Source organism: Microbacterium sp. LWH3-1.2 (assembly GCF_040675855.1).
GTDB lineage: Bacteria > Actinomycetota > Actinomycetes > Actinomycetales > Microbacteriaceae > Microbacterium.
The window spans coordinates 1556009-1582670 of sequence record NZ_JBEGIK010000001.1 but is presented as its reverse complement, the minus strand read 5'-3'; the positions used below and the strand labels follow the sequence as shown (position 1 = coordinate 1582670).

General features: G+C 70.5%; 21 protein-coding genes and 1 pseudogene. 8 read left to right on the top strand and 14 right to left on the bottom strand.

The window, feature by feature from the left end:
* The first annotated feature begins 235 nt into the window (after positions 1–235).
* Genes MRBLWH3_RS07295 through MRBLWH3_RS07285 form a run of 3 tightly spaced genes read left to right on the top strand, consistent with a single transcriptional unit; the run spans position 236 to position 3131 of the window.
* Entirely contained in the window at positions 236–445 is a 210-nt protein-coding gene (locus MRBLWH3_RS07295; RefSeq protein WP_363430072.1) for a heavy-metal-associated domain-containing protein, read from the top strand.
* A complete protein-coding gene (locus MRBLWH3_RS07290) occupies positions 442–2790 on the top strand; it encodes a heavy metal translocating P-type ATPase (protein ID WP_363430070.1) in 2349 nt (782 codons plus the stop codon). Before MRBLWH3_RS07295 ends, MRBLWH3_RS07290 begins: the two co-directional genes overlap by 4 nt.
* Before the next feature lie 11 nt (positions 2791–2801).
* The gene (locus tag MRBLWH3_RS07285) at positions 2802–3131 is read left to right on the top strand and encodes a metal-sensitive transcriptional regulator (RefSeq protein WP_363430068.1); all 330 of its coding nucleotides are present in this window, start codon (positions 2802–2804) and stop codon (positions 3129–3131) included.
* A gap of 127 nt (positions 3132–3258) precedes the next feature.
* Here the strand turns inward: MRBLWH3_RS07285 and rarD are convergent, their stop codons facing one another.
* Positions 3259–4185, bottom strand: a complete 927-nt coding sequence (gene rarD, locus MRBLWH3_RS07280) for an EamA family transporter RarD (protein ID WP_363435354.1) — start codon at positions 4183–4185, stop codon at positions 3259–3261.
* Between the two features lie 264 nt (positions 4186–4449).
* On the bottom strand, positions 4450–4746 hold the full coding sequence (groES, locus tag MRBLWH3_RS07275; RefSeq protein ID WP_045275440.1) for a co-chaperone GroES: 297 nt from the start codon (positions 4744–4746) through the stop codon (positions 4450–4452).
* 421 nt (positions 4747–5167) lie between these two features.
* Between groES and MRBLWH3_RS07270 the strand changes: the two genes are divergently transcribed.
* From MRBLWH3_RS07270 to MRBLWH3_RS07260, 3 genes are all read left to right on the top strand, one after another.
* Complete coding sequence (locus tag MRBLWH3_RS07270) at positions 5168–7042, top strand: Hsp70 family protein (RefSeq protein WP_363430065.1); 1875 nt, start codon at positions 5168–5170, stop codon at positions 7040–7042.
* A 21-nt stretch (positions 7043–7063) separates the two neighbouring features.
* Positions 7064–9613, top strand: coding sequence for a LuxR C-terminal-related transcriptional regulator (locus MRBLWH3_RS07265; RefSeq protein WP_363430063.1), 2550 nt, complete (start codon positions 7064–7066; stop codon positions 9611–9613).
* A gap of 128 nt (positions 9614–9741) precedes the next feature.
* Positions 9742–10485, top strand: a complete 744-nt coding sequence (locus MRBLWH3_RS07260; RefSeq protein WP_363430061.1) for an IniB N-terminal domain-containing protein — start codon at positions 9742–9744, stop codon at positions 10483–10485.
* Between the two features lie 615 nt (positions 10486–11100).
* Here MRBLWH3_RS07260 and MRBLWH3_RS07255 read toward each other — a convergent pair.
* The 3 genes from MRBLWH3_RS07255 to MRBLWH3_RS07245 all read right to left on the bottom strand — a co-directional run bounded on the left by MRBLWH3_RS07255 (position 11101) and on the right by MRBLWH3_RS07245 (position 15814).
* Positions 11101–12726 (bottom strand): dynamin family protein, encoded by a 1626-nt coding sequence (locus tag MRBLWH3_RS07255; RefSeq protein WP_363430059.1) that lies wholly within the window; start codon positions 12724–12726, stop codon positions 11101–11103.
* Complete coding sequence (locus MRBLWH3_RS07250; RefSeq protein WP_414685396.1) at positions 12723–14516, bottom strand: dynamin family protein; 1794 nt, start codon at positions 14514–14516, stop codon at positions 12723–12725. The genes MRBLWH3_RS07255 and MRBLWH3_RS07250 overlap by 4 nt, the downstream gene beginning before the upstream one ends.
* Before the next feature lie 245 nt (positions 14517–14761).
* Complete coding sequence (locus MRBLWH3_RS07245) at positions 14762–15814, bottom strand: hypothetical protein (RefSeq protein WP_363430055.1); 1053 nt, start codon at positions 15812–15814, stop codon at positions 14762–14764.
* A gap of 176 nt (positions 15815–15990) precedes the next feature.
* On the opposite strand from MRBLWH3_RS07245, the gene MRBLWH3_RS07240 reads away from it, so the two are divergent.
* Positions 15991–17178, top strand: coding sequence for a class I SAM-dependent methyltransferase (locus tag MRBLWH3_RS07240; protein ID WP_363430053.1), 1188 nt, complete (start codon positions 15991–15993; stop codon positions 17176–17178).
* Between the two features lie 18 nt (positions 17179–17196).
* Here MRBLWH3_RS07240 and MRBLWH3_RS07235 read toward each other — a convergent pair whose 3' ends face one another.
* From MRBLWH3_RS07235 to coaA, 9 genes and pseudogenes are all read right to left on the bottom strand, one after another.
* Complete coding sequence (locus MRBLWH3_RS07235) at positions 17197–17613, bottom strand: hypothetical protein (protein ID WP_363430051.1); 417 nt, start codon at positions 17611–17613, stop codon at positions 17197–17199.
* A 161-nt stretch (positions 17614–17774) separates the two neighbouring features.
* A complete protein-coding gene (gene tsaD / locus MRBLWH3_RS07230) occupies positions 17775–18842 on the bottom strand; it encodes a tRNA (adenosine(37)-N6)-threonylcarbamoyltransferase complex transferase subunit TsaD (protein WP_363430049.1) in 1068 nt (355 codons plus the stop codon).
* Positions 18839–19372 carry a ribosomal protein S18-alanine N-acetyltransferase gene (rimI, locus tag MRBLWH3_RS07225; RefSeq protein WP_363430047.1) on the bottom strand — a complete coding sequence of 178 codons (534 nt, stop codon included), beginning with the start codon at positions 19370–19372 and terminating at the stop codon, positions 18839–18841. The genes tsaD and rimI overlap by 4 nt, the downstream gene beginning before the upstream one ends.
* Positions 19369–20028 (bottom strand): tRNA (adenosine(37)-N6)-threonylcarbamoyltransferase complex dimerization subunit type 1 TsaB, encoded by a 660-nt coding sequence (gene tsaB, locus MRBLWH3_RS07220; RefSeq protein ID WP_363430045.1) that lies wholly within the window; start codon positions 20026–20028, stop codon positions 19369–19371. Before tsaB ends, rimI begins: the two co-directional genes overlap by 4 nt.
* Before the next feature lie 190 nt (positions 20029–20218).
* Complete coding sequence (gene tsaE / locus MRBLWH3_RS07215) at positions 20219–20665, bottom strand: tRNA (adenosine(37)-N6)-threonylcarbamoyltransferase complex ATPase subunit type 1 TsaE (protein WP_414685395.1); 447 nt, start codon at positions 20663–20665, stop codon at positions 20219–20221.
* Positions 20666–20769: 104 nt separating this feature from the next.
* A complete protein-coding gene (gene alr / locus MRBLWH3_RS07210; RefSeq protein WP_363430043.1) occupies positions 20770–21894 on the bottom strand; it encodes an alanine racemase in 1125 nt (374 codons plus the stop codon).
* Between the two features lie 194 nt (positions 21895–22088).
* Positions 22089–22436 (bottom strand): annotated as a pseudogene (locus MRBLWH3_RS07205) (holo-ACP synthase); the annotation flags it as partial.
* A 103-nt stretch (positions 22437–22539) separates the two neighbouring features.
* Entirely contained in the window at positions 22540–24390 is a 1851-nt protein-coding gene (glmS, locus tag MRBLWH3_RS07200; RefSeq protein WP_363430041.1) for a glutamine--fructose-6-phosphate transaminase (isomerizing), read from the bottom strand.
* A 331-nt stretch (positions 24391–24721) separates the two neighbouring features.
* Entirely contained in the window at positions 24722–25675 is a 954-nt protein-coding gene (coaA, locus tag MRBLWH3_RS07195; protein WP_363430039.1) for a type I pantothenate kinase, read from the bottom strand.
* 40 nt (positions 25676–25715) lie between these two features.
* On the opposite strand from coaA, the gene MRBLWH3_RS07190 reads away from it, so the two are divergent.
* The gene (locus tag MRBLWH3_RS07190) at positions 25716–26660 is read left to right on the top strand and encodes a Ppx/GppA phosphatase family protein (protein WP_363430037.1); all 945 of its coding nucleotides are present in this window, start codon (positions 25716–25718) and stop codon (positions 26658–26660) included.
* Positions 26661–26662 lie beyond the last annotated feature (2 nt).

Below are 26662 nucleotides of genomic sequence, written 5' to 3'. Positions count from 1 at the left end.
CGTCGTCAATGTTGCCATTCGTTAACGATCTGTAACAGCTTGAAAACCGTGATCGGACCGTAATTCTGGCGGCCCGCAGACCTCCCTCGCTGTGGATAACTCGCGCGTGCCGGCGCCCGAGCCGCCGCCACAGGGGCCACATCCGACGCACGGCTCTCATACCCCGCGCGGGTATACACTGGAGCGATGCAGTACCCCGCAGGGGTATCCGTCCCCGACCTATGGAGGAGAAGTCATGGCTGAGGCCGAATACACGGTGACAGGAATGAGCTGCGGGCACTGCGAGGCGTCCGTGCGCGGCGAGGTGTCGAAGCTCGCAGGCGTGCAGGACGTCCAGGTGAGTGCCGCCGCCGGCACGCTCAAGGTCGTCTCCGCCGCCGAGATCGCCCATGACGCCGTCATCGCGGCCGTCGACGAGGCCGGCTACAGCGCGGTCCGCGCATGAGCGAGGCCTCGATCCCCGCCGCCCGGTTCGAACTCGAGATCGGCGGGATGACGTGCGCGTCGTGCGCCGCGCGGATCGAGAAGCGGCTGAACCGGATGGACGGGGTCGAGGCATCCGTCAACTACGCCACGGAGAAGGCGTTCGTCACCGTCCCCTCGGGAACCGACCCGCAGGCGCTCATCGAGGAGGTCGAGAAGACCGGCTACACGGCCGCCCTCCCCGCACCGCCCGCGCCTGAGGATGCCGGCGACGAGCCCGCCGACCCGGAGCTCACGAGCCTCCGCCACCGGCTCATCGGGTCGATCGTGCTGTCGGTGCCGGTGATCCTTCTGGCGATGATCCCGGCTCTGCAGTTCACGTACTGGCAGTGGGCGTCGCTGGCGCTCGCGGCGCCCGTGGTGGTGTGGGGCGCGTGGCCGTTCCACCGCGCGGCCTGGATCAACCTGCGCCACGGCGCCGCCACGATGGACACGCTGATCTCGCTCGGTGTCTCTGCGGCATTCCTGTGGTCGCTGTACGCGCTGTTCCTCGGGCATGCGGGCATGCCGGGCATGACGCACACGTTCGAGTGGTCGGTCACGCCGCAGGACGGCGCCGGCGACATCTACCTCGAGGTCGCCGCCGGCGTCACGACGTTCGTGCTCGCGGGCAGGTACTTCGAGCAGCGCTCGAAGCGCCGTGCGGGCGCGGCGCTGCGCGCCCTGCTCGAGATCGGCGCGAAGGACGTCGCGGTGCTGCGCCCCTCAGGCGCCCCCGCCGGGCAGGTCTCACTCGGGATGCCGGGGATCGGCTCCCCCTCCGCCCCCGCGCTGGTCGAGGTGCGCGTGCCGGTCGCCGCGCTCCGCGTCGGCGAGGAGTTCGTCGTGCGCCCCGGCGAGAAGATCGCCACCGACGGCGTCGTGACCTCCGGCACGTCCGCGGTCGACGCCTCGATGGTGACGGGCGAATCCGTGCCCGTCGAGGTCGCACCCGGTGACGCGGTCATCGGCGCCACCGTCAACGCGGGCGGCCGTCTGGTCGTGCGGGCGACGCGCGTCGGCGACGACACGCAGCTCGCGCTGATGGCGCGACTCGTCGAGGACGCCCAGTCGGGCAAGGCCCAGGTGCAGCGCCTGGCCGATCGCATCTCGGGCGTCTTCGTGCCCATCGTGCTGCTGATCTCGCTCGGCACGCTCGCGGCTTGGCTGCTGATGGGCGCCTCGGCCGCGATGGCGTTCACCGCGGCCGTCGCAGTGCTCATCATCGCGTGCCCGTGCGCGCTGGGACTCGCGACCCCGACCGCGCTGCTCGTCGGCACGGGTCGCGGCGCGCAGCTCGGCATCCTCATCAAGGGTCCGGAGGTGCTCGAGTCCACGCGCACGGTCGACACGGTCGTGCTCGACAAGACCGGGACCGTCACGAGCGGTCGCATGTCGCTCGTCGACGTCGTCGTGGCCGGGTCGCTCGATCCGCACACGAACGAGGCATCGGCCGCGCGTGCCGAGCTGGTGCGCCTCGCCGGAGCCCTGGAGCACGCGTCCGAGCATCCGATCGCGCAGGCGATCGCCCGCGCCGCCACGGCGGAGACGGGGCCCCTCCCCGACGTCGCGTCGTTCCAGAACGTGCCGGGCAAGGGCGTCTCGGGCATCGTCGAAGGGCACGCCGTGCTCGTCGGCCGCGCGGCGCTGCTCGCGGACTGGGTGCTGACGCTCCCCGAGGATCTCGCCGCTGCGAAGGCAGCGGCCGAGGCGCTCGGCCGAACCCCGGTGCTGGCGGCATGGGACGGCGCGGTGCGCGGACTCCTGGTCGTCGCCGACCAGGTCAAGCCCTCGAGCCGCGAGGCCGTCGGGCAGCTGAAGGCCCTCGGGCTCACGCCGGTGCTGCTCACCGGCGACAACGCCGCCGCGGCGCGCGCGATCGCCGACGAGGTCGGGATCGACCGCGTGATCGCCGAGGTGCTCCCGCACGACAAGGTCGCCGTCGTCACCGAGCTCCAAGGCGAAGGCCGCGTCGTCGCCATGGTGGGCGACGGCGTGAACGACGCCGCCGCTCTCGCGCAGGCCGATCTGGGTCTCGCGATGGGAACGGGAACGGATGCTGCGATCGAGGCCTCCGACGTCACCCTGGTGCGCGGCGACCTGCGCAGCGCTGCCGACGCGATCCGCCTCTCGCGCGCGACCCTCGGCACGATCAAGGTCAACCTCTTCTGGGCCTTCGCCTACAACGTCGCCGCGATCCCGCTCGCAGCGCTGGGGCTGTTGAACCCTATGATCGCGGGAGCGGCGATGGCGTTCTCGAGCGTCTTCGTGGTGGGCAACAGCCTGCGCCTGCGACGGTTCCGCAGCCTCTCGACCACTCACCGTTGAAGGAGTCCGACATGACCGACACCGCTCTCGAGCACTCCCCCGCCCACGCCGGCGAGCACGCCCACCACGGCTACATCACCGACAAGGACAAGTACCTGAACCGCCTCAAGCGCATCGAGGGTCAGGCCCGCGGCATCCACAAGATGGTCGAGGACGAGAAGTACTGCATCGACATCCTCACGCAGATCAGCGCGCTGACCTCCGCCCTCGAGGCCGTCGCAGTCGGTCTGCTCGACGACCACCTGCGTCACTGCGTCGTGGATGCCGCGCGCCTGGGCGGTGCCGAGGCCGACGCCAAGATCACCGAGGCCACGCAGGCCATCGCCCGCCTCGTGCGCTGAGCGCGCCCCGGGCTGCGGCATCCCGCGCCTGTTCTGTACCCAAACCACCCCTTCTCGCCGAATCCATGCGTGATGGGCGGACCACGACGGGTGGTATCGGCGAGAAGGGGTGGTTTGGCGCAGAGGGTCAGGAGGCGAGGGATGCCGCACCCCGTGCGCGACGGGCGTGGATGAGCGAGTCGACCGTCAGCACGATGAGCGCGACCCACACCAGGCCGAAGCCGATCCAGCGTTCCAAGGGCATCGGCTCGCCGAGCACGAGCCAGCCCACCAGGAATTGCAGCACCGGCGCGACGAACTGCATGAGCCCGATCGTGGTGAGCGACACCCGGCGTGCACCCGCCGCGAACAGCAGCAGCGGCACGGCCGTGATGACGCCGGTGAGGCTGAGGAGCACGGTGTGCTGCCATCCGTACGCACCCATCGTCAGGCCGCCGGTCGCGCCGACGATGACGAGCACGACCACGGCGATCGGCGAGAGCCACAGCGTCTCGAGGGTGAGTCCGCTGACCGCGTCCACCGAGGGGCCGACCTTCTTCTTCACGAGGCCATAGAGGCCGAAGGATGCGGCGAGCGTGAGCGCGATCCAGGGGAAGGCGCCGTAGCCGATCACGATGACGAGCACCGCCGCCGCGGCGATGCCGATGGCGACCCACTGCGTCGTGCGCAGGCGCTCGCGGAGCACGAGCACCGCCAGGAGCACGGTGGCGATCGGGTTGATGAAGTAGCCCAGGCTGGTCTCGATGACGTGGCCGCTGAGCGCGCCGTAGATGAAGACCTGCCAGTTGACGTAGATCAGCAGGCCCGCGACGACGGTGAGCCCGAGCACCCTCGGCTGCCGGAAGATCGCCGCCAGGCGCGGCCACGTGCGGGTCACGGTGAGCAGCAGGGCGCAGAAGACGAGCGACAGCAGGATGCGCCACGCCACGATCTCCCACGGCCCGGTGGGCGCGAGGAGCAGGAAGTACAGCGGCAGGAAACCCCACAGCAGGTACGCCGAGAACGCGAAGATCCCGCCCAGCCGGCCCTCCCGGACCGCGGCGGCGTCGGACACGATCCGGCGGGCCCCGGTGGTGACACCGAGGTCGAGCGCCGTCGAATCATCGAGTGCTTCCACCACGTCGCGATCGGGAAGGGAAGACTGCTCGTGACTCACCGAGTCAGCCTACGCCCGCCCCGCCGCGGGCACGGCCGCTTCCCCGGGCTCGCAGCATCCGTTTCCTGCCGTCCTCGACCGGAATCCTGCCACCGCGTCCGCGAACGACGAGAGGGCCGGATGCCGAAGCATCCGACCCTCTCGGTACGCTGTGCGCGGGACTCAGCGAACGACGACCGCGAGGACGTCGCGAGCCGACAGGACGAGGAACTCGTCGCCGCCGAACTTGACCTCGGTCCCGCCGTACTTGCTGTAGATCACGCGGTCGCCGACGGCGACGTCGAGCGGGATGCGGTTGCCGTTGTCGTCGATACGACCCGGGCCCACCGCCACGACCTCGCCCTCCTGGGGCTTCTCCTTGGCGGTGTCGGGGATGACCAGACCGCTGGACGTGGTCTGCTCGGCCTCGACCTGCTTGATGACGATGCGGTCCTCGAGCGGCTTGATGGAAACCGACACGGTCTACCTCTTCTTTCTTGAGACTAAGACTCGTTAGCACTCTGACATTGAGAGTGCTTACGTCAGTCTAGGCAACCGGCTGGCACTCATGCAACGTGAGTGCCAATGAGTCGTCATGCTCGAACGCGGGTTTCGCTTCGTGACCTCCGCGCTTCGCATAATGAGCCAACCCCTTGAACGCCATTTCGAAGCGGATGTATCATCGCAGACGTCGGCCGCTCTTTCGTGGGGAACGAACGAGGGCGGTCGATGCGAGGTCGGGGGAGCTCGCACGCAAACGATGTGGGGGCGTTTCAGCGTGGAATCCTATTTCCTCTCGGTTGATGTCGGGACCAGCCGAGTAGGTGCGGCAACAGCCAGGCTTGCTCCCGACGGCAGTATCGTCACCTCCTCTTTCCCGCTGGGCCGCCGCGCCGACAGCGTGGCAACGGTCGTCTTCGTCGCGGAAGACGGTGAACTGCTCTTCGGCGATGCGGCAGAGCGCCGCGGTGTGACGCAGCCCGAGCGATTGATCCGCGAGTTCAAGCGGAGCATCGGCGACGAGGTCCCGATCGTCGTCGGCGGCCGCTCGATCCCGGCCGAACAGCTGTACGCACGGACCGTCGCCGATGTGATCGACACGGTCGCGGAGCGGGAGGGCGCACGCCCGGAAGGCGTGATCCTGACGCACCCCGCCATGTGGGGTCCGCACCGCATCGGCCTGGTGCGGTCGGCGCTCGAGGCGATCGGCATAGGCGCGGTCGCCTTCATCACCGAGCCCGAGGCCGCCGCCCGCCACTACGACGCGTCCCGCAACGTCGACGACGGCCACGTCCTCGCCGTGTACGACCTCGGCGGAGGAACATTCGACTGCGTGGTCCTGCGCAAGGACCACGCCGCCTTCGACCTCGTGGGCGAGCCCGTCGGCATCGACAATCTCGGTGGCGCGGACTTCGACGACGCCGTCCTTCGCCACGTGCTGCGCACAGCCGAGGTGCCCGCCGAAGCTCTGCAGGACGCCTCCCCCGACTCCCGCATCGCGCTCTCCCAGCTGCGGCGCGAGTGCGTCGACGCCAAAGAGGCGCTGTCGTTCGACTCCGATGCCGTGATCCCGGTGCTCCTGCCGGGGGGTCGCTCGAGCGTGCGGCTGACGCGCGCGGAGTTCGAGGGCATGATCGACGAGTCGCTCGCCAAGACCATCGACGCTCTCGAGGATGCGCTCGAGGACGCGGGAATCGACCCCGATCAGATCGAGTCCATCCTGCTGATCGGCGGTTCGTCGCGGATCCCGCTGGTCACCCAGGGTCTCTCCGAGCGGTTCGGCCGACCGACCGCGATCGATGCCGACCCGAAGTCTTCGATCGCGCTCGGCGCCGCCCACACGGCTCTCATCCGCGCGACCGACGTGCAGCTGGGCGTGTCCAGCGCGCTGGCCATCTTCGACGGCACGCGGGCGGCGGCCGCCGAGATCGAGCTCGCGGGGTCCCCGATCGAGCGCGGCATCCCGGCTCCGGTCGGACCGGCCGCGGCAGCATCGTCCGCGCCCAGCGCCCGACACATCGTCGCGATCGCGGGCGGCGCGGTCATCGTCGCGGCCGCGATCGTCTTCGGAAGCACGCTCACGGCGGGCACGGGCGCACTGAACGGGTTCTTCACCGTCTCGACCGAGCCGACGCCTGAGCCCACCGACGAGCAGGCCGCCTCCGAGGCGACCGCACCGGAGGCGCAGCAGGCGGCCCCCGAGACCGCCGCCCCCGTCGGCGAGCAGCCCGCGCCGCGTGCGGCCAACCCGCAGCGCAAGGGTGCGACCCCGCAGAAGAAGACGACCACCACGACCACGACGACCGAAGCCGCACCGGCGCCTCGCCCCACGAAGGGCGCTTCACCCGCTCCCAGTACCGGCACGCAGAGCGCAGGCACCGGCGACAGCGGCGGCACGGGCGGCACCGACCCCGGCACCGACCCCGGCACGGACCCGGGAACCGACCCCGGTACCGACCCCGGAACCGACCCGGGAACGGACCCCGGCACCGACCCGGGAACAGACCCGGGAACGGACCCCGGCACCGACCCCGGCACCGACCCCGGAACCGACCCCGGAACGGACCCCGGCACCGACCCCGGAACGGACCCCGGCACCGACCCGGGAACAGACCCGGGAACGGACCCCGGAACCGACCCCGGAACCGACCCCGGAACGGACCCCGGCACCGACCCCGGCACCGACCCGGGAACGGAGACCCCACCGGTGGACCCGCCCCCCGCGGATCCCGCACCGGAGCCCTCGCCCACACCCACCATGGACCCTGTGGCCTGACGCCGGGAACGACGATTCATCATGGCTTCACCCACAATGACTGTGGCAGCGTTCTTCGACGCGACGACCTTCACCGGTTCGCGCCACGCACGCCCGCTCATCGACGCGCTCACGGCTCACGACATGCCGCCGCGCGTGCTGATCTCGGGGAACGCGGGCTCCGGCAAGACCACGATGCTGCGCGGCGCCCAGCGCTTTCTCGCGCAGAAGAGCGCAACGGTCACCGTCCTCGGCCCTGAGACCGATGTGCTCGACGTCCCCGCCTCGAGCATCCTCCTCGTCGACGACCTGCATCTGCTGCCGGCCGCACAGATGGAGGGGCTGCGAGTGCGGGCGAGCGACCCCGACGCGGCTCTGGTCGCGACGAGCCGGCCCTGGTCGAACTCTCACGCACTGTCGTCGATCGCGCGGCACCTCGAGCGCAGCCGCCCCGCAGTGGTGCTGGGCCACCTCACTCGCGCGGACGTGCTCGACTACCTGGAGGCGAACGAGCGCACACTGAAGCCGGAGTGTCTGGATCATCTGCTCGAGGTGACGGGCGGGGTGGCGTGGCTCGTGTCCGCCGCGCTCGCCGCCCACGACGATCGCGACTGCGTGGACGACGGCACACACGCCGCGCTCGGCCACGTGCTCGAGCAGAGCGTCGCCCACCGGATGGGCGTCGTCGAGGAGGATGTACGGCGCATCATCGAGGCGATGAGCGTGTGGTCGGACGACGCGCCGGTGCTCACCGACCCTCTCGACGATGTCGAAAGCGTCATCGCCCAGGGCTATGCGGAAGGGCTGCTGCTGCGCAACGGGCGTCCGGTGCCGGTGGTGCGCTCCGCAGTACGGGCGAACCTGTCAGCTCGGCGGCTGGTCGACCTCATCGCGGGCATGCCCGGAGGCATGGACCCTCTCGCATCCCGCACCGGCGACTGGCTCGCGGACATCCGCGACCCGCGCCTGTCATCGGCCCTCGTCGAACACGGCGACCAGCTCCTCGATTCCGATCCCGTGCGCGCGGGCGAGCTGTACTGCGCTGCGGCGGATGCGGGCGTGAACTCGGCTGACCTCGCCGCGAAGCGCGCACAGGCGGCGTGGTCATGCGGCGACATCGACTCGGCCGCCCAGCTCCTCGATGAAGCGACGGCCTTCGCCGACCGCTCCGAGAGCGTCACGGCGCGCATCGCCGATGTCGCGGCCGCCACCTGGTCGATGCGGGGCATGCTCCACACCGGGTCGGGGTTCTACGATGTGTTCCCCCCGACGACGGCCGAGGCATCCGTCCGCCGTCTGATCGCCCGCATCGGGATCGGCGAGACGGGCTCGGCCGAGACCGAAGACGCATCCGCGCCTGCAGTGCAGCGCGCGGCACCCTCGACGCTGGGCGTGGCGATGAATCTCCTGCAGCGAGGCCTTCAGACGTCGCTGCGCACCGATCACGCCGATGCGGCGGTCGCCGATCTCGTGCGCGCGTCGCACCTGTACACGGCGTCGCGCTCGTCCACCCCCATGCCGGAGCACCCCGCGGTGATCGCCGCCGTCGCCGCCATCAGCGCCGGCGACCTCGCGACAGCGCGGGCGGTCGTCGATGCGGCGATCGAGGGACATCAGGGGACCCCGTGGGTGATGTCGCGGCTCCTGCTGTGGAAGTCGTGGATCGCCCTGCAGCAGGCGAGAGGTGCGCGGTCCCGCGAAGCGCTCGAGGCCGCGGTCGCGCTGACGCCCAAGGCCGCCGCGCGCGATGAGCTGCTCCTTCAGGCGATCCGTGTCGGGCTGGCGCGGCGTTACGAGGACGCCGCGGGCCTGGAGGCGGCGTGGGAGCGCGGCCGCGACGGTCTCCTCGACGCGGACGTCGACCTCTACGCGCTGCTTCCGCTGGTCGAGTTCGTCAGTGCCGGTGCCCGGGTGGGCGACGAGACGGTCACCGAGCCGCTCTTCACGCGGGCGCTCGCGCTCGTCGACGCGCTAGGTCGGCCGGCGCTCTGGTCGGCGCATCTGCGGTGGGCCGGCATCCAGCGCGGCATCCTCCGCAATCTCCCCGAGTCGCTGAGCCCTCACGCCCACGCGCTGGTGGACGCTGCCCCGCACAGCGGCGTCGCCGAGACCATGGCGAAGGCCGGGCGACTGTGGACATCCGTCCTCGCGGGCTCGGTCGACGTCGACGAGGTCGACGCGGCGGCCCAGTCGCTCGCCGCGATAGGGCTGAGATGGGATGCCGCACGGCTGGCCGGTCAGGGAGCCGGACGCTCCGACGACCGCAAGGTGTCGGCACGCCTGCTCGCGCGGGCGCGGGAGCTGTACCCGCAGGACAAGCCCGCAGTCGCCGAGAAGCCCGGAGAGAACGCCGAAACGCCCTCGGACGCCACCGAATCAGTGCTGAGCGAGCGCGAGACGGATGTCGCGCGTCTCGTCGTGGAGGGCAAGACGTACGCCGAGATCGGCGAGACGATCTTCATCTCTCCGCGCACCGCGGAGCACCACATCGCCAGCATCCGGCGGCGGCTCGGCGCGACCTCGCGCTCCGATCTGATCGCCAAGTTGCGCGTCGCCCTCTCGCAGACCCGACCCCTCGCGGAGGACGGCTGAGGACACGGGTGCGCAACGCCCCCAGAACCCCCAAGAACCCCCGTACCGATTCGGGAAAACCCCCGATTCGCCGATTGTGAGAAACACCTAATGTCGAGAGTGATTCTCGAAGTGACAGGAGCCGAGTCATGACAACACCTCTGGCAACGATTGCCGACGCATTGATCGAGTTCATACTCAGTCTCCTGGGCGACCCGGCCGCCGCCGCGGAGTTCGAGGAGGACCCGCAGGGCACGCTGGCCCGCAACGGTCTGAGCGACGCATGCGTCGAAGACGTTCGCGCTGTCGCCCCCGTCATCGTGGACCACCCCCAGGTGAGCCCCAAGCCGCCGATGCCTCCGGCACCGCCGAAGCCGCCGTCGGTCGAGAACGAGATCTACAACATCACGAACAGCTTCGCGATCGACAACCGCGCGACGATCGTGGACCAGTCGGTGAACCAGAACATCTGGGCGGACGGCGACGTCAACCAGATCTTCGACCAGGAGGCCGTCGTCAACAGCGGCGACAACGGTGCTGCCGCCGGCGATGACGCCGAGGTCGACAACTCCGAAGACACCACCACGGTGGGTGACGTGTCCATCGGCAACGAAGACACGACGACCAACATCGACGGTTCGTTCAACGACAACTCGACGAACACCGACACCGATGTGGATGCCGAGGCCGACGACTCGTTCAACAACTCGCCCGATGCTGCGCCCGTCGTGGCTGTCGATGCGGCCCCCGTCGAAGCTGCTCCCGTCGAAGAGGTCGCGCCACCGGTCGAGATCCAGACGGTGGCCGACGACGCCGACGATTACGCCGTCGACGCGGCGACGTTCGTCGCGGAGGAACCTCCGCTCGAGCTGGAGCCCGACGACCAGTACTAAGGATCCGACGTGCCCGAACGGGAAGACGACGATCGCTCGCGCGCCCTGGCAGGACCAGGGCGCGCGAGCGCGCGTCCCAAGCCGCCCCCGCCCACATTCGAGGAGGCTCCGCCCCCGGGCGAAGCCATCGGCCGTGTGCCGGTGCGCAAGATTGCGGCCTCGAGCGTGCAGCGCCCGCCCGCGCCCACCGCCGTGCCCAGACAAGCGACGCCTCCGCCCCCGCCACCGCGGCGAGAAGCTCCGGAGCGGCCGCCGACCGCCAGTGCGAACGCGGCTCCCGTACTCACCAAGCGTCCCCCGCCGTTCTCGGTCAGGCTCAGCCAGTTCCTGTGGGTGTTGAGCCTGCTCACCGGCGGCGTGGCGGTGGTCTATCTGTTCGTCATCCGCGAGGACCAGCTCCCCATCATCGCGGACGTCGCCCGCGCCGTCGAAGAAGGCCGGAGCGAAGAGACCTACACCGCGGCGGCCGACATCATCTTCTGGCTCGTGTTCGGCACGGCGCTCGCACTGCTGCTGGTGCAGATCGTGCTTCTCGTGTCGTTCACCAACCGCAAGCCGCACGTCCGGTGGTGGCAGCTGGCCACCGTGGCGGGGCAGATCCTGCTCTTCCTGCTGTCAGCGGAGATCTTCACCACGGGCGAGCACGCCCCCGTGCTGCGGCAGGTGCTCCTCGCCCAGTGGGCTCTCGCGCTCCTCGCGCTCCTCTTCAGCACCTTCCACGGCGCCCTCCAGTGGACCGCCCGGAAGTACGACGTCCGTCGCGCCGGTTCCGACGACGGCGAGCTCTGACGCGACCTCCTCGAGACTGCGGATCACCGAGCGGGCCACCTCCACGGTGGCCCGTTCGGCCAGCGGCGACTCGCTGAGCGTGCGCCATCGCGCCAGCAGCTCGTCGACGCGCTCGCGGGTCTCGGCGGTGGTTGCGGTCTCCGCCAGTCCCAGACGGGCGCCGGCAGAGGGGCCGGTTCCGCCGATGATGCGCTCCGCCTCCTCCGCATCCAGTCGGCTCAGCGGCAGTCCCGAGGAGCGCGCCCGCGACAGGAGCGAGAGCTCGCGCAACGTGTGCGCCGATGCGTAGATGCGCTCGACGCCACCCAGGACCGCATCCGCACCGTCGCGCGGCTTCTCGCGCAGGAGCGTCTGCAGCGCATCGAGCACGCCGCGCACCTTCAGCGCCCCGGCGCGGGTGCGGAATTGCAGCTGGATGAACTGCTGCAGTTCATTCAGCCCGCTCTGCTGAACGAGTTGTTCCGACAGCTGCGAGGAGTCGGCGGCACCGCCGCGGATCAGCGCGCTCGCGAGGCGCACGCCGAAGATGCCGAACCGGTTGAGCAGCGCGCGGCGGACGTCCTCGCTCAACGATGACGCCTCCGTCGGGCGCACGAATCGGTCAGCCGACACCATCAGAGCCTCGCGGGAGGTGCGGTCCATCCCTGCGATGTCGCGGAAGGCGGCGAACTCGTCCTCGCGCAGCGTCCGCGCGCTCTCCGCGAGGAGCCCTGCGACGGGCACCACGCCGAGTGACAGCGATGCGAGGTCGCCGTCCTTCTCATAGCGACGCGCCACTTTCCCCGCCGACAGGAGCGAATCGATGCGACCGGATCCGATCTCGTCGGCGCGCGACAGTACGGCGACGGCGTTCACCGTCTGCGACGCCCCGGCAGCCGTGTCGCGGAACGACTCCAGGAACTTCAGGTCCGATGCGTGCAGGTGACGCATCAGGTAGACGATCGCGTCGGCCGACGAAGGCTCGGTGTCGGGCACGAGGAAGTCCGTGGAGCGAGCGGACACATCCCGCGAGAGCGAAGCGATTCCCGGGGTGTCGATCAGGATGAGCGAGCGCAGACCGGTCGATGGCCAGCCGACATCGATCCAGGCGACGTCTTCCGGCGCCACGCCGTCGAGATCGAGCACGAGTCGGCCCGCCTCGCGCCGGATGGGCATCGGGCGCGATTCTCCGTCATAGGGGTGCATGGTGATCGTCGGAGTCGCCGAGTAGCGGTACCACGTCACCACCCGCGTGCATTCGCCCGCGTCCGTGGGCGCCAGGCGTTCGCCGAGCATCGCGTTCAGCAGCGTGGACTTGCCGGCCTTGACCATGCCCGCGATGGCGAGACGGATCGGCTCGCTGAGGCGCCGTTCCAGGTCGGCGAGCAGGTCGCCGGCTTCTGGATCGTCGGCGTACAGCTCGCGCGCGGCGCGGACCAGCGCGCTCGCGTCTTCGAGGATCGACCCCCTCACCGGTTCGCTGCCTCCACGGCCCGCAGCGCCGGCAGCGCAGGGATCTTGGCCTTCAGCGCCTCGAGCTGCTGCACCCGCAGCTGAAGCTCCTTCACTCGCTGGTCCTGCTCCCCCGCGTACGTGCCGGCCGCCTGCTTGGCGGCGAGCACCGCGTCCGAGAGCGAGCGGTGGAGCTCGTCGGCGATGCTGCCGAATTGGTCGCGCGCGGCGCGCTGCACGATGCGCAGTCGGTCCTTCAACTGCTTGCCGACCTGGAACTGCACCTCGTCGAGATAGCGGCGCACGAGGGTCTTGGCCTCGAAGCGCCGGCGCGAAAGCCGCGAGTTCATGTCCTCCCGGTAGGCCCTGCGCCCCACCAGCACGCCGGCGAGGAGCGACAGCGGGTTGATGAGCGAAAGGCCGATGAGGCCGGTGGCGAGGCCGACCATGAGCACGCCGCCGTATGAGCCGCGGACGCCGATGAAGATCTTCTCGCCGGCACCCATCTGACGATGGTCGAGCGTGGCTATGTTCTCCACGTCGTCGAGGATGCCCTCGGTGTCGCCGACATAGATCACGGGAAGGTCGGTCTCACCCTGGATGAACAGTTCGGCGACCTCCTCAGAGAGCCATCGCGACCGCTCGTCGGTCCACACGAACGTCTCCGAGACGGCCGCCGAGACGCGCTGATCGAGCCACTCGGTGAGCTGGTCCCAGATCGGCCCGGGGTCGCCCTCGTCGATGGCGTTCTCCGCCTCGCGCTGCACCTTGCGAAGGCGGTCGCGCAGGTCGTGCTCCATGTCCGAGATGAGGTCGGCGACGCCGTCGTTCAACTGCACCTGCCATTTGGACGACCGTCCGCGGAACTCGTCCGCGCGCGCCTTCGCGTCCTCGAGCTGCGCGATGAGCTTGGGGGTGTCCTCGGGGTGGAGGATCGCCTCGAGTTCGGAAGTCAGCGACATCTTGAGCTGGTCGACGACCGAGATGAGGTCGTGCACCGCGCTGCGCGCTTGGATGACCTCGGCGCGTCCGAGGACTTCCTGACGCAGGTGGCTCACGAGCGCGGGGAAGCCCGACTCCTCGTTCAGCCCGCGGTCGCGCTCTTCCGCCGCGATCAGGCGCAGGTCGCTCGAAACGGCGAAGATCGGCACATCCCCGATGTCGCCCAGGTGCGAGCGGTCGATCCGCTCGATGTCGCGCCATTGCGGGTACAGGTCGGTCTTGGCGAGCACGGCTGCCACATTCGGGGACACGCGCATCGCATGCTTGAGGAACTGCACCTCGGGCTCGGTGTACTCCTGCGACGCGTCCGACACGAGAAGGACCGCGTGTGCCGACGACAGAGCGGCGAGTGTCGCAAGAGCGTTCGTCGAGTCCAGGCCGCCGACGCCGGGCGAGTCCACCAGTCTCAGGCCGCCCTTGAGCAGTTCGCGGGGAAGCACCACCTCGGCGGTGATGACCTTGCGCTCGTTCGCGGGATTCCCGCTCTCCGAGACGTACTGGGCCAGGTTCTCGAGGGGGATGCGCTGGCGAACCGGAGGCGTCTCGTCGTCGCCCTGGATCGTCACCCACGCGTCGGGTTCCGCGGCGTAGCCGACGGACGTCGGCACACTCGTGGCCACGTCGTCGTCGACCGGGCAGACCGGCGCGTTGACGAGGGCGTTGATGAGCTTGCTCTTGCCCTGCTTGAATTCACCGACCACGATGACCCGCACATTCGGGTCCTGCAGACGGGCATGCGTGTTCTCGAGGCGTTTGGCCAGGTCGCCGCGGCCCGTCGTCGTGGCGAGCTGACCGACGTTGTCGACGATCGAGACGAGGGCCTTGCTCGCCGCCGGTGCGACCGGCGGCGGTGTCGGCTTGTCGGCGTCCCCTGCGACCGCTTTCTGGACGGCTGTGCTTTCAGCCACGAATGCTCCCCCTTGTACGCACTCCCCCGCACCACGCTAGTCGAAGGTCGAGAAGCGCGGGCGGTACCGAAAAATACATGTCCATGACGTGGTCTTGCCCGGCCACCCTCTCGGGAGGGCGGCCGGGCAAGGTCTGTGTGAGCGGATCAGAAGTCGACGATGTCGTCGCCCGCGACGTCGCCGCCAGGGCTGAAGAAGTTGCCGCTGTTCTCCCACTCGAGCTCGTTCTCCACCGAGTTGTCGACCTCGCTCGTGAACGAGTCCTCGATGTCGACGTCGACGTCCGTCGAGTTGTCGGTCTCGTTGAACGAGTCGTCGATCTCGACCTCGAACTCGTTCCACTCGTTGGTCGAGTTGTCCTGGAACGAGTCCTGGATGTGGGTGTCGATCCACGTGTTGCCGATCGACACGTCGCCGACGCTGATCGTCGTCTGCGAGTTGTCGACGTCGGCGTCGTCGCCGGCAGCCGCACCCCAGTCGCCCGAGTTCGCCACGGCCTCCTGCTCGAACTCCTGGTCGACGTCGCCGTTCACGAAGCCGAACGACTGCGCGACCGACTGGTCGACGACCTGTGCGCGGTTGTCGATGTCGAGGTTCAGCGCGCCCGACGCGGCAGCAGCCGCAGCAGCAGCGCCGCCGGCACCGCCGAGGGCGAGGTTCAGGTCGCCGCCGACACCGGTGTTGTACTGGCGGACGCCGACCGTCACCGAGTCGTCGTTGAGCGTGGTCTCGTTGAAGGAGTCCGTGTAGTTGTCCGAGTTGTCGTTGTACGAGTCCTCGGTCTCCGAGTTGTCGTCGGTGGAGTTGTCCGAGTTGTCGTTGAAGGAGTCCTCGATCTCGACCTCGACGTCGGTCTCGACGGAGTTGTCCGAGTTGTCGGAGTTGTCCGAGTTGTCCGAGTTGTCGGTGTTGCCGCTGAAGTTGCCGTTGCCCGAGTCCTCGATGTCGGTGTTGCCGATCTCGTTGTCGGAGGCGATGTCGTTGCCGACGGCGCTGTTGACGTTGTTGTCGTCGTTGTCGACCGCGCTGTTGACGTTGTTGTCCTCGACCTCGACATCGGTGTCGTTGCCGACGACGTTGCCGTCGTTGCCGACGACGTTGTCCTCGACCTCTACGTCGGTGTTGCCGATGTCGTTGTTGGAGAGGACGTCTTCGATGTTGGTCTGAACACCGAGGACATTCACATTCTCGTCAGCCATGATCATTCCTTTGTTCGCGGAGCCTGGTGGCGTACGTGTAAGAGTCTGTTCTCAGGGCCGCCCGGTCACATCCGGGGTGATCCCGCAACCTCCCTAGGGGAGGAGGGGGTTCCGGTTGGGGGTTTCGGGACGCGGTCCGGGCTGCCCCCGGGGCGGCGGCGCCGTAGGCTCGGCGGGTGGAACTCTCCGAACTCGAAGCGCTCCTGACGCCCGAGGGCCTGCGTCTGCTCGACGCGATGCCGCCTGTGGACTCTTCCGACGACGTCGCGCGCGCCGTGACCCGACTGCGCCGCGACGGCCACTCCCCCGACCTCGTCTCCGCGGTCGTCGGCCAGGCGCGGCTGCGCACACGCGGGCGCGCGAAGTTCGGCGATCTGGCGCAACGGATGCTGTTCACCCGCGCCGGCCTCGAACAGGCCACACGTCTGCCGATCGCGGCCCGTCACGCGGCACGTTTCCGCGACGCCGGGTTCACGCACGTCGCCGACCTCGGCTGCGGCATCGGCGGTGACGCCCTCGGCCTCGCGGGGCTCGGCCTGCGCGTGACGGCCGTCGATGCCGACGCGGTGACCGCCGGCATCGCGGCCTACAACCTCGCGCCGTTCGGCACCGACGCCGAGGTGCGTCTAGGCGCCGCAGAAGACGCCGACCTCGACGGCATCGACGCCGTGTGGCTCGACCCGGCCCGCCGCACCGCCGGGCACTCCGAGACCGCCCGCACGCGCCCCGAGGACTGGTCGCCGTCGCTCGACTGGGTCTTCGACCTCACCCGGCGCCTGCCCGTCGGTGTGAAGCTCGGCCCCGGGCTCGACCGCGACCTCATCCCCGACGACGTCGAGGCGCAGTGGGTCAGCGCCGACGGGTCGACCGTCGAGCTCGCGCTGTGGTCAGGAGCCCTGGCGCGCACGGGTGTCCGCCGCGCCGCCCTCGTCATCCGCGGCGATCAGGCGCACGAACTGACGGCCGAGACGGATGCTCGGGACCAGCCCGCCCGCGAGCTCGGCGCCTTCCTGCACGAGCCCGACGGCGCCGTCATCCGCGCGCGCCTCATCGGTGACGTCGCCCGGACGCTCGAGGCGGGGATGCTCGACGAGCACATCGCCTACCTCACGTCGGACGCCGCCCTCACGTCGCCGTTCGTCTCGACCTTCCGCGTTCGCGACGTGCTGCCCGCCGACGAGAAGGCCCTCGCGAGGGCGTTGCGCGAGCGCGACATCGGCCGCCTCGAGATCAAGAAGCGGGGCGTGGACGTCGACCCCGCCGCCTTGCGCACGCGCCTGAAGCTGCGTGGCTCGGCCTCGGCGACGCTCCTCCTCACACGCATCGGCAGCCGCCGCACCGCGATCCTCGCCGACCGCCTCTAGCCCCGGCCCGCCGGCTGGTCAGCCGATGATGTGGGCCTGTGCCGCGGCGTAGAGGAGCCAGCCGGCGCTGTACAGGATCGACAGCGTTCCGAGCACGATCGCCCAAACGGCGATGGAGCGGCTCTCCAGCGGGCGTCGGAGGGCGATGATGGCCGACACGACAGCGACCAGGCCGATCGGGAACCCCCAGCCGACGAACATCGACACGATGAGCCCGACGATCGCGAATGCCAGCGCCCACCCCGCGAGCCCGCGGTGGAACCCCGAGTCCGTCGCCGTCCACGACGTGTCGTCGGGAGTGAAATCGCCGCCCGGCTCGGCCGGCGCGGTCTCCACGGTGACGGCGACCGGTGCCGTCGGCAGCCGCAGGAACCCACCGCGATGCGCCCCCGGCAGAGGTGAGGCGTCCTGCGCGGGGTCGACGTCCGGCGACACCGATATCACGGTCGGTCCCCCCGGATCCTCCGGTCGCCCCACGGAGGGCGCTCTCGCGCCCGCCGTCGGAACGCCTCCTGCACCCGCACGCGCCGGATCGAGATCGGCCGATTCAGCACCGGGCGTCCCGTCCTCGTCGGGGCGCGGCATCCGTTCGTCCGTCATGCCGACTCCGCGACCTGGATCTCGGTGACGGGCAGCGTCGAGTCGGCGCCGAACTCGAGGCTCGACGGGGCGCGGCCCGACATGATGAGCTCGGACGTCAGCGCCGCGATCATCGCGCCGTTGTCGGTGCAGAGCGACAACGGCGGGATGCGCACGGTGACGCCCTCCTCCGCGGCGCGCTCGAGGGCCACCTCCCGCAGCCGGCGATTCGCGATGACACCGCCGCCGAGCAGCAGGCGGGGGACGCCGTGGTCCCGGCAGGCGGCGAGGGCCTTGGTGACGAGCACGTCGACGACGGCCTCGCGGAAGCTCGCGGCGACATCGGCGACGGGCACCGTCTCCCCGAGAGCCTCGCGCTGCTCGACCCAGCGGGCGACCGCGGTCTTCAGCCCCGAGAACGAGAAGTCGTAGCGGTGCTTCGCCATGTCGCTCGCGCGCGACAGCCCGCGCGGGAACGGGATCGCCTTCGGATCACCGGATGCTGCCGCCCGGTCGATCTCCGGACCCCCGGGGTACGGCAGCCCGAGCAGCCGCGCGACCTTGTCGAAGGCCTCGCCGGCGGCGTCGTCCATCGTCTCGCCGAGCAGCTCGACGTCGGTGGTGAGGTCCCGGACGAGGAGCAGCGACGTGTGCCCGCCCGAGACGAGCAGAGCGACCGTCGGATACTCGAGCGGCGGCGCGTCGGCGTCGAGGATGTCGGCCGCGATGTGGCCGACGAGATGGTTCACGGCGTACAGGGGCTTCTCGAGCGACACCGAGAGCGCCTTCGCCGCACCGACGCCGACCATGAGCGCGCCCGCCAGTCCCGGTCCGGACGTCACGGCCACGGCGTCGAGGTCTGCCAGAGCGACCCCCGACTCGGCGAGCGCCGCCTCGATCGACGGCTGCAGCGCCTCGAGGTGCGCGCGGGCGGCGACCTCCGGCACGACGCCGCCGTAGCGGGCGTGTTCGTCCATCGAGCTCGCGATCGTGTTCGACAGCAGCGTGCGGCCGCGCACGATCCCGATACCGGTCTCGTCGCAGCTCGTCTCGATGCCGAGCACCAGCGGTTCGGCGCCGTTCACGTGCACACCCCTCCGTCCCAGGCAGCCGTCTGCCCGATCCGAGACTCGGCGGAGGGCGAGGACGGATGCTGCGCCCCGTGCCACCCACGCAGGTCGAGCTTCATCACCACGGCGTCGACGTCGTCGGGCTGGTAGTACCGGGGCTTGCGACCGATCTCGGCGAAGCCCTCCGAGACGTACAGCGTCTGGGCGACCGGATTGTCGGCGCGGACCTCGAGGAACACGTCCGTGACGCCGCGCCGCTCGGCCTCCTCGAGCAGCGCCCGCAGCATCGCACGACCACGACCGCGGCCGCGCGACGCCTCGGCGATCGCGATCGTCTGGATGTCGGCATCCTTCGCCCCGGCGACCGCCCGCAGTCCCGCGTACCCGACGAGGCGGCCGGCCACGTCGTCGACGACGTACCAGCCGTGCGGCGACGCGAGCTCTTCGCGCATCATCGCCTCGGACCAGGCATCGGTCGGGAACGACGTCCGCTCGAGCATCATGATCGCGGCGAGGTCGTCGGCGGTCGCGCCGCGGAGCGTCACAGGTTCACCCGCTTCGGCGCGTGCGGCAGCGTCACATCGGGCGAGCGGAGGTACAGCGCGTCGGAGGGGCCGATCGTGCGCCCGGCGGCGAGTGCGCGGGCCGCGGCGAGCGCGAGCATGGCCGCGGGGATGCGGTCGGCGTCGCGGCGCGCGGCCACGGCGCTCGCGAGCACCCCGTCGAGGTCGTCGCGGGGCGCGAGCGCGGGCTCCGTGACCCGCACGGGGAGGCCGTCATCGTCGAGCCCGCGGTAGAGCGTGTACGCGAACTCGCGTCGGCGCGCGTCGGTCACGACGGCGAACGTCTCGTCGCCGGCATCCTCGTATCCGCCGGTGAGGGCGTCGTGGATGAGCAGCTCGAGGGCGGCGGCGTCGTGGCTCGGGACCGGCACGACCGGCACGCCTCGCCCGAGGGCGAAGGCGCGCGCCGCGGCGATGCCGACGCGCAGCCCGGTGAACGGACCGGGCCCCATTCCCGCAGCGACATGCGTGATCTCGGAGGGAGAGACGGATGCCTCGCCCAGCGCCCGCTCGATCAGCGTGCCGATCACCTCGGCGTGGCCGCGAGGGTCTGTGCTCTCGACCTGCGAGCGGATCACGCCGTCCGGCTCGACCACCGCCACCGCGGAGCCGAGCGATGTGTCGATGCCGAGGATCACCCTTCCAGGGTAGTCGGCGCCCCGCTCCCCGAGATCCGAGGGGTTCTGGAGCTTCCGCTCCTCATTTGAGGACCAGAGCCGAGGTGAGGAGCGTCTCTCCGGTCTCCGTCCTCATCTCGGCCGGGATCCTCAATTGAGGACGCGGGACCGCGAGCGCGGACGGACGATGGATGCCGCGGCCACCGCACGCTCAGGGGTGCCGAGTGATCTTCACCAGGCGGGGGGTGTCGGCGTCGAGGTCGGCCTCGTGGGCGACGGTGCCGCAGGCGTTGTCGACGCCGTGGCCGTGCCACTCGCGCTCGAGCTCGACCTCCCACCACTGCTCGCGGAGGCCGTCGACGAGTCCGCGGCCCCACTCCACGATGACGACGGAGCCGTCGAAGTCGATGTCGAGGTCGTCGAGCTCGGCGGCCGAGCCGAGGCGGTATGCGTCCACGTGCACGAGCGGCGCCCCGCCGGAGAGCGACGGGTGCGTGCGGGCGAGCACGAACGTCGGGCTCTGGATGGGTCCGCGCACGTCGAGCCCCCTGCCGATGCCGCGGGTGAGGGTGGTCTTCCCCGCGCCGAGCGGACCGGTGAGCACCACCATGTCGCCGGGGCGCAGCATCCGTCCCATCTCTTCGCCGAGTGCCTCCATCGACTCGGGCGAGGTGATCTCGCGCGTGCCGACCAGTGCATCCAAGCCCTGTGCTGTCGTCTTCACCCCCGGTGCAACAACGGGCGTGTCGTCTGCGTTCCCGCTCACTCCGACACCTGCCGGCGGGGCACGCGGGGACCGACGCGCGTGACGATCTCGTAGTTGATGGTGCCCGCGGCATCCGCCCAGTCCGTGGCCGACGGCACGCCCAGGGTGGGGTCGCCGAACAGCACCGCCGTCTCGCCCACGGCGACGGGCGCGTCGCCCACGTCGACGACGAACTGGTCCATCGCGATACGGCCGGCGACGGTGAAGCGGCGTCCGCCGATCATCACGGGCCCGGCACCCGATGCCTGGCGCGGCACGCCGTCGGCGTAGCCGAGCGGCACGAGCGCGAGCGTGGTGTCGCGCTCGGCGCGGTAGTCGTAGCCGTACGACACGCCCTTGCCCGCGGGCACGCGGCGCACCGCGGCGACCGCGCCGCGCAGCGTCATCGCGGGACGCAGGCCGAGGTCGGCCGACGTGCGGTCGTCGAACGGCGAGAGTCCGTAGATGCCGATGCCGATGCGCACGCAGCCCAGGCGCGCCTCCGGCAGGTCGATCGCGGCGTGGGTCGCCGCGATGTGTCGCAGCGGCGGCGCGAGGCCGAGCGAGGCAGCGACGGCCACGCCGTCTTCGAACGCGCGCAGGGCGGCGCGGTCGTCCTCCGTCGAGGCGTTCGAGAGGTGGCTGAACAGCGCGATGACGCGCACCCGGCCGATCCGCTCGAGGCGCGCGGCCTCGGCGAAGACCACGCGGTAGTCCGCGGGCGCGATCCCGTTACGTGAGAGCCCGGTCTCCAGCTTCAGGTGCACACCGACGGGACGATCGGCGGATGCTGCGGCCGCCGCCTTCTGCAGCTGCTCGAGGCTCGAGACGCCGAGCTCGATGCCGAGCGCGGCCGCCTCGGCGAAGTCCGCGCCGGGTGCATGCAGCCACGCCACGATCGGGGCATCGATGCCCGCGCGGCGGAGCGCGAGCGCCTCGGTGACGTCGGACACACCGAGCCGCGACGCCCCGCCCGCGAGGGCGGCGAGCGCCGAGCGCACCGCGCCGTGCCCGTACCCGTCGGCCTTGACGACCGCGATGACCTCCGACTCGGTGAGCCGGCGGAGGTGCCGCACGTTGTCCTCGATCGCTCCGACGTCGATCGTTGCCTCGCGCAGGGCTCCGGGGGGAAGGCGGCTCATGCGCCGGCTCCTTCGGTGCCGAGGGCGCCGGCTCCTTCGGTACCGAGGGCGCCGGATCCTTCGGTACCGAGAGCGCTGGGGGTCTCGCGGGTCTCGCGGGTCTCGCGGGTCTCGCGGGTCAGGGGATTCGCGCCCAGATCGGGGATGCCAGCCTCGGTCTCGCGAAGAATCGCCTGGTTCGGCGGCCCCTGCACGGCCTCGGCGATGACGTACGCCGTCGCGAGGCCCGCGTCGTGGGAGAGCGACAGGTGCAGCGCGGTGATGCCCCGCTCTGCGACGACGGCCGCCGTCTCGCCGCAGAGCGAGAACACGGGGCGCCCTGACGCCTCGGACGCGATCTCGATCTCGGTCCAGTGCACGCCGTCCGAGCCGCCCAGCGCCTTGATGAGGGCCTCCTTCGCGGCGTATCGCGCCGCGAGCGAGTGCGGCTTGAGCTGCTGCTCGGCCTCCGAGAAGAGTCGCGGGAGCAGCTGCGGGGTGCGTTCGATCGTGCGCTCGAACCGCGGGATGTCGACGATGTCGACGCCGATACCGACGATCATGTGGTCCTCCTGCGCGCTGCAGCCGCAGCATCCGCCACCCTATCGCGCGGCCGCGCGGCCGCCGCCGCGGCACCAGACACGACAGGCGCCGGGACGGATGCTGCTACTCGACCGTGACGGACTTCGCGAGGTTGCGGGGCTGGTCGACGTCGAGGCCCTTCGCCGTGGCGAGGCCCATCGCGAAGATGTGCAGCGGCACGACGGCCAGGAGCGGCTCGAAGAACGGGCCGGCCAGGGGGATGCGGAGCACTTCGTCCGCCTTGGGCAGCACCGCGGCGTCGCCCTCTTCGGCGATCGCGATGACGCGGGCCCCCCGCGCTCGGACCTCCTCGATCGAGGAGATGACCTTCTTGTGCATCTCCGACGACTTGCGCGGAGACGGGACGATGACGAACACGGGCTGGCCGGGCTCGATCAGCGCGATCGGGCCGTGCTTGAGCTCGCCGGCCGCGAAGCCCTCGGCATGGATGTACGCGAGCTCCTTGAGCTTGAGCGCACCCTCGAGCGCGATCGGGTAGCCGACGTGGCGACCGAGGAAGAGCACCGAGCGGGTGTCGCCCATCCAGTGGGCGAACTGCTCGATGCGGGGCTGCTCGCGCTCGAGGATCTGCGCGATCTTTGCCGGGATGGCCTCGAGCTCACGCACGTGGTCGGCGGCGTCCGCCGCCGTGATCGCGCCGCGGGCGCGACCGATGTGCAGGGCCATCAGGTACAGCGCCGTGATCTGCGCGACGAAGGCCTTCGTCGAGGCGACCGCGACCTCGGGGCCCGCGTGGGTGTACACGATCGCGTCGGACTCGCGCGGGATCGTGGCGCCCTGGGTGTTGCAGACCGACAGCGTCTTCGCGCCGTGCTCGCGGGCGTACTTGACGGCCATGAGGGTGTCCATGGTCTCGCCCGACTGGCTGATCGAGACGACGAGGGTGTCAGGACCGATCACCGGGTCGCGGTAGCGGAACTCGTGGGCGAGCTCGACGTCGACCGGGATGCGGGTCCACTGCTCGATCGCGTACTTGCCCACCTGGCCTGCGTAGGCCGCGGTGCCGCAGGCGATCACGATGATGCGCGACACGTCGCCGAACAGCTCGTCGAGTCCGTCGAGCTCGGGGATCACGACCTCGCCCTCGTGGACGCGGCCGCGCAGCGTGTTCGCGACCGCCTCGGGCTCCTCCGAGATCTCCTTCGCCATGAACGACGACCAGCCGCCCTTCTCGGCGGCCGAGGCGTCCCACGTGACCTCGAACGGCTCGACCTCCACCGTGTTGCCGGCGAAATCGGTGACGGTCACCGCGTCGGGGGTGATCGCGACGATCTGGTCCTGGCCGATCGCGAGGGCGTTGCGGGTGTGCTCGACGAAGGCGGCGACGTCCGAGCCGAGGAAGTTCTCCCCCTCGCCCAGGCCGATGACGAGCGGCGAGTTGCGGCGTGCGCCGACGACGAGCCCGGGCTGGTCCTCGTGCATCGCGAGAAGGGTGAAGGCGCCCTCGAGACGGGAGACGACGGCACGGAAGGCCCGCTCGAGGTCACCGGCGCGGCGGTATTCTCGGCCGAGGAGCACGGCGGCGACCTCGGTGTCGGTCTCGCTGCGGAAGGTGAAGCCGTCCGCGATCAGCTCGTCCTTGAGCTCGGAGAAGTTCTCGATGATGCCGTTGTGGATCACGGCGAGCTTGTCGTCGTCGGCGAGGTGCGGGTGCGCGTTGCCGTCGGTCGGCCCGCCGTGCGTGGCCCAGCGGGTGTGGCCGATGCCGGTCGTGCCGTCGGCGAGCGGGTGGGCGGCGAGGTCGTCGCGCAGCACCTTGAGCTTGCCCGCGCGCTTGCGCATCCCCAGTCCCCCGTCGCCGTCGATCACGGCGATGCCGGCCGAGTCGTACCCGCGGTACTCGAGGCGCGAAAGCCCCGAGATCAGGACGGCCTGGCTCTGGCGCGGGCCGACGTATCCGACGATTCCACACATGCGGTCAATGGTAGGCGGGCGGTTTCGCTAGGCACCCTTACGAATCCGGCCCTGTTCACCGGAGAAATCGGATGCTGCGCCCCCGGCCACCGACCGGGCGTTATGGCGACTCGCCAGGAAGGGCACCCACCGCACCGCGTTCTTGGCGACTCGCCAGGAGCCGCGGAGGGCCAGGGGTTCTGGCGGGTCGCCAAGAAGTGCGGCTGAACGCGCGGGAATTCGGCGACTCGCCAAAAGGACCGCGGGCGGCCGCGCCGGGACGGACGGGTGAGCGCGCGAGGACGGACGGGTGAGCGCGCCGGGACGGAGGGGTGAGCGCGCGACCGGCTGGTCAGAGCTTGCGGAGGAGGACCGTCTCCACGGTGTGGTCGGCCGCCTTCTGCAGCACCAGGTTCGCGCGGTGGCGGGTGGGGAGCACGTTCTCCTCGAGGTTCGGGAGGTTGATCGAGTTCCAGAACCCGAGGGCGCGCTCCACGGCCTCCTCGTCCGACAGCTGCGCGAAGACGTTGAAGAACGAGCTCGGGTTGCTGAACGCGGCTCGGCGCAGGGCGAGGAAGCGGTCGACGTACCACTGCGCGATGTGCGCAGCATCCGCGTCGACGTAGATGGAGAAGTCGAACAGGTCGCTGACGGCGACGTCGTTCGGGGTGGGCGGTGGCTGCAGCACGTTGAGGCCCTCGACGATGACGATGTCGGGGCGGCGCACGGTGACGACCGCGTCGGGCACGATGTCGTACCGCATGTGGGAGTAGAACGGCGCCCTCACCTCGGGCGCCCCGCTCTTCACCTCCGTGAGGAACGACACGAGCGCGCGGCGGTCGTACGACTCGGGGAAGCCCTTGCGCTCCATGAGGCCCCGGCGCTCGAGCTCGGCGTTCGGGTAGAGGAAGCCGTCGGTCGTGACGAGCTCGACGCGCGGGGTTCCGGGCCAGCGCGACGTGAGCTCCCGCAGCAGGCGCGCGATCGTCGACTTGCCCACGGCCACCGAGCCAGCGACGCCGACGATGAACGGGGTGGTCGAGTCCGCCTCGCCGAGGAACGCGGACTCCTCCTCGCCGAGACGCTTCGTCGACTCCGCGTAGAGCGACAGCAGGCGGGACAGCGGCACGTACACCTGTGCGACCTCGGCGATGTCGAGGCGGTCGCCGAGCCCCCGGATCTGCACGATCTCGGTCTCGGTGAGCGGCTGCGCCATGCCCGACGCGAGGCGGGCCCAGTCGGCGCGGTCGATCTCGCGGTACAGCGAGAGTGCGGGGGCGACAGCGGTCACTTCGTCGGCGGACATCGCGCCCATCGTAGCCCGTCTGCACCGCTACTCTTTTGGCGTGCGCCTCGGAGTTCTCGACATCGGCTCGAACACCGTCCACCTGCTGGTCGCCGACGTCCGCCCCGGCGGCCGGCCTCTCGCCACGACGAGTCAGCGCACAGTGCTGCGGCTCATGCGTTACCTCTCACCCGACGGCTCGATCACCGAGGAGGGCGTCACGTCGCTCGTCGCCGCAGTGACCGAGGCACGCAGGATCGCGGTGTCCGAGCGGGTCGACGAGCTGCTCGCGACGGCCACGAGCGCCGTGCGCGAGGCGAAGAACGGTCCCGACGTGATCGCACTCATCGAGGAGGCGCTCGGCCAGCCGCTCCAGGTGCTGGGCGGCGAGACCGAGGCGCGTTACACGTTCCTCGCCGTGCGCCGCTGGTTCGGGTGGGCGGCGGGGCAGATCCTGCTGTTCGACATCGGGGGCGGCTCGCTCGAGATCGCCGCCGGAGCCGACGAGCTGCCCGAGCAGGCAGCATCCGTGCCCCTCGGCGCAGGGCGCATGACGGTGCAGTTCCTTCCCGACGACCCGCCGGGCGAGGCGGCCGTCGAGAAGCTGCGCGACCACGCACGCAAGACGCTCGCCCCTGTGGCGAAGTCGTTCAGCAAGCTGCCGCCGCCCGACCACGTGGTGGGCTCGTCGAAGGCGATCCGGTCGCTCGCGAAGCTCGTGGGCTATCCGGTTCCGGGTTGGTCCGGAATCGAACGGATGCTGCTCCCCCGCGCCTCCCTCGGCTCGTGGATCCCGCGCCTGGCCCGCATTCCCGCGTCCGCCCGCCAGGAGCTGCCCGGCATCACGCCGGACCGGACGTTCCAGATCGTCGCGGGCGCCGTCGTGCTGCACGAGGCGATGCGCGCGATGGACGTCGACGAGCTCGAGGTCTCGCCGTGGGCGCTGCGCGAGGGCGTGCTGCTGCGCTACATCGAGTCGCTCAGCTGGAGCGCGCCGAGCGCCTGACC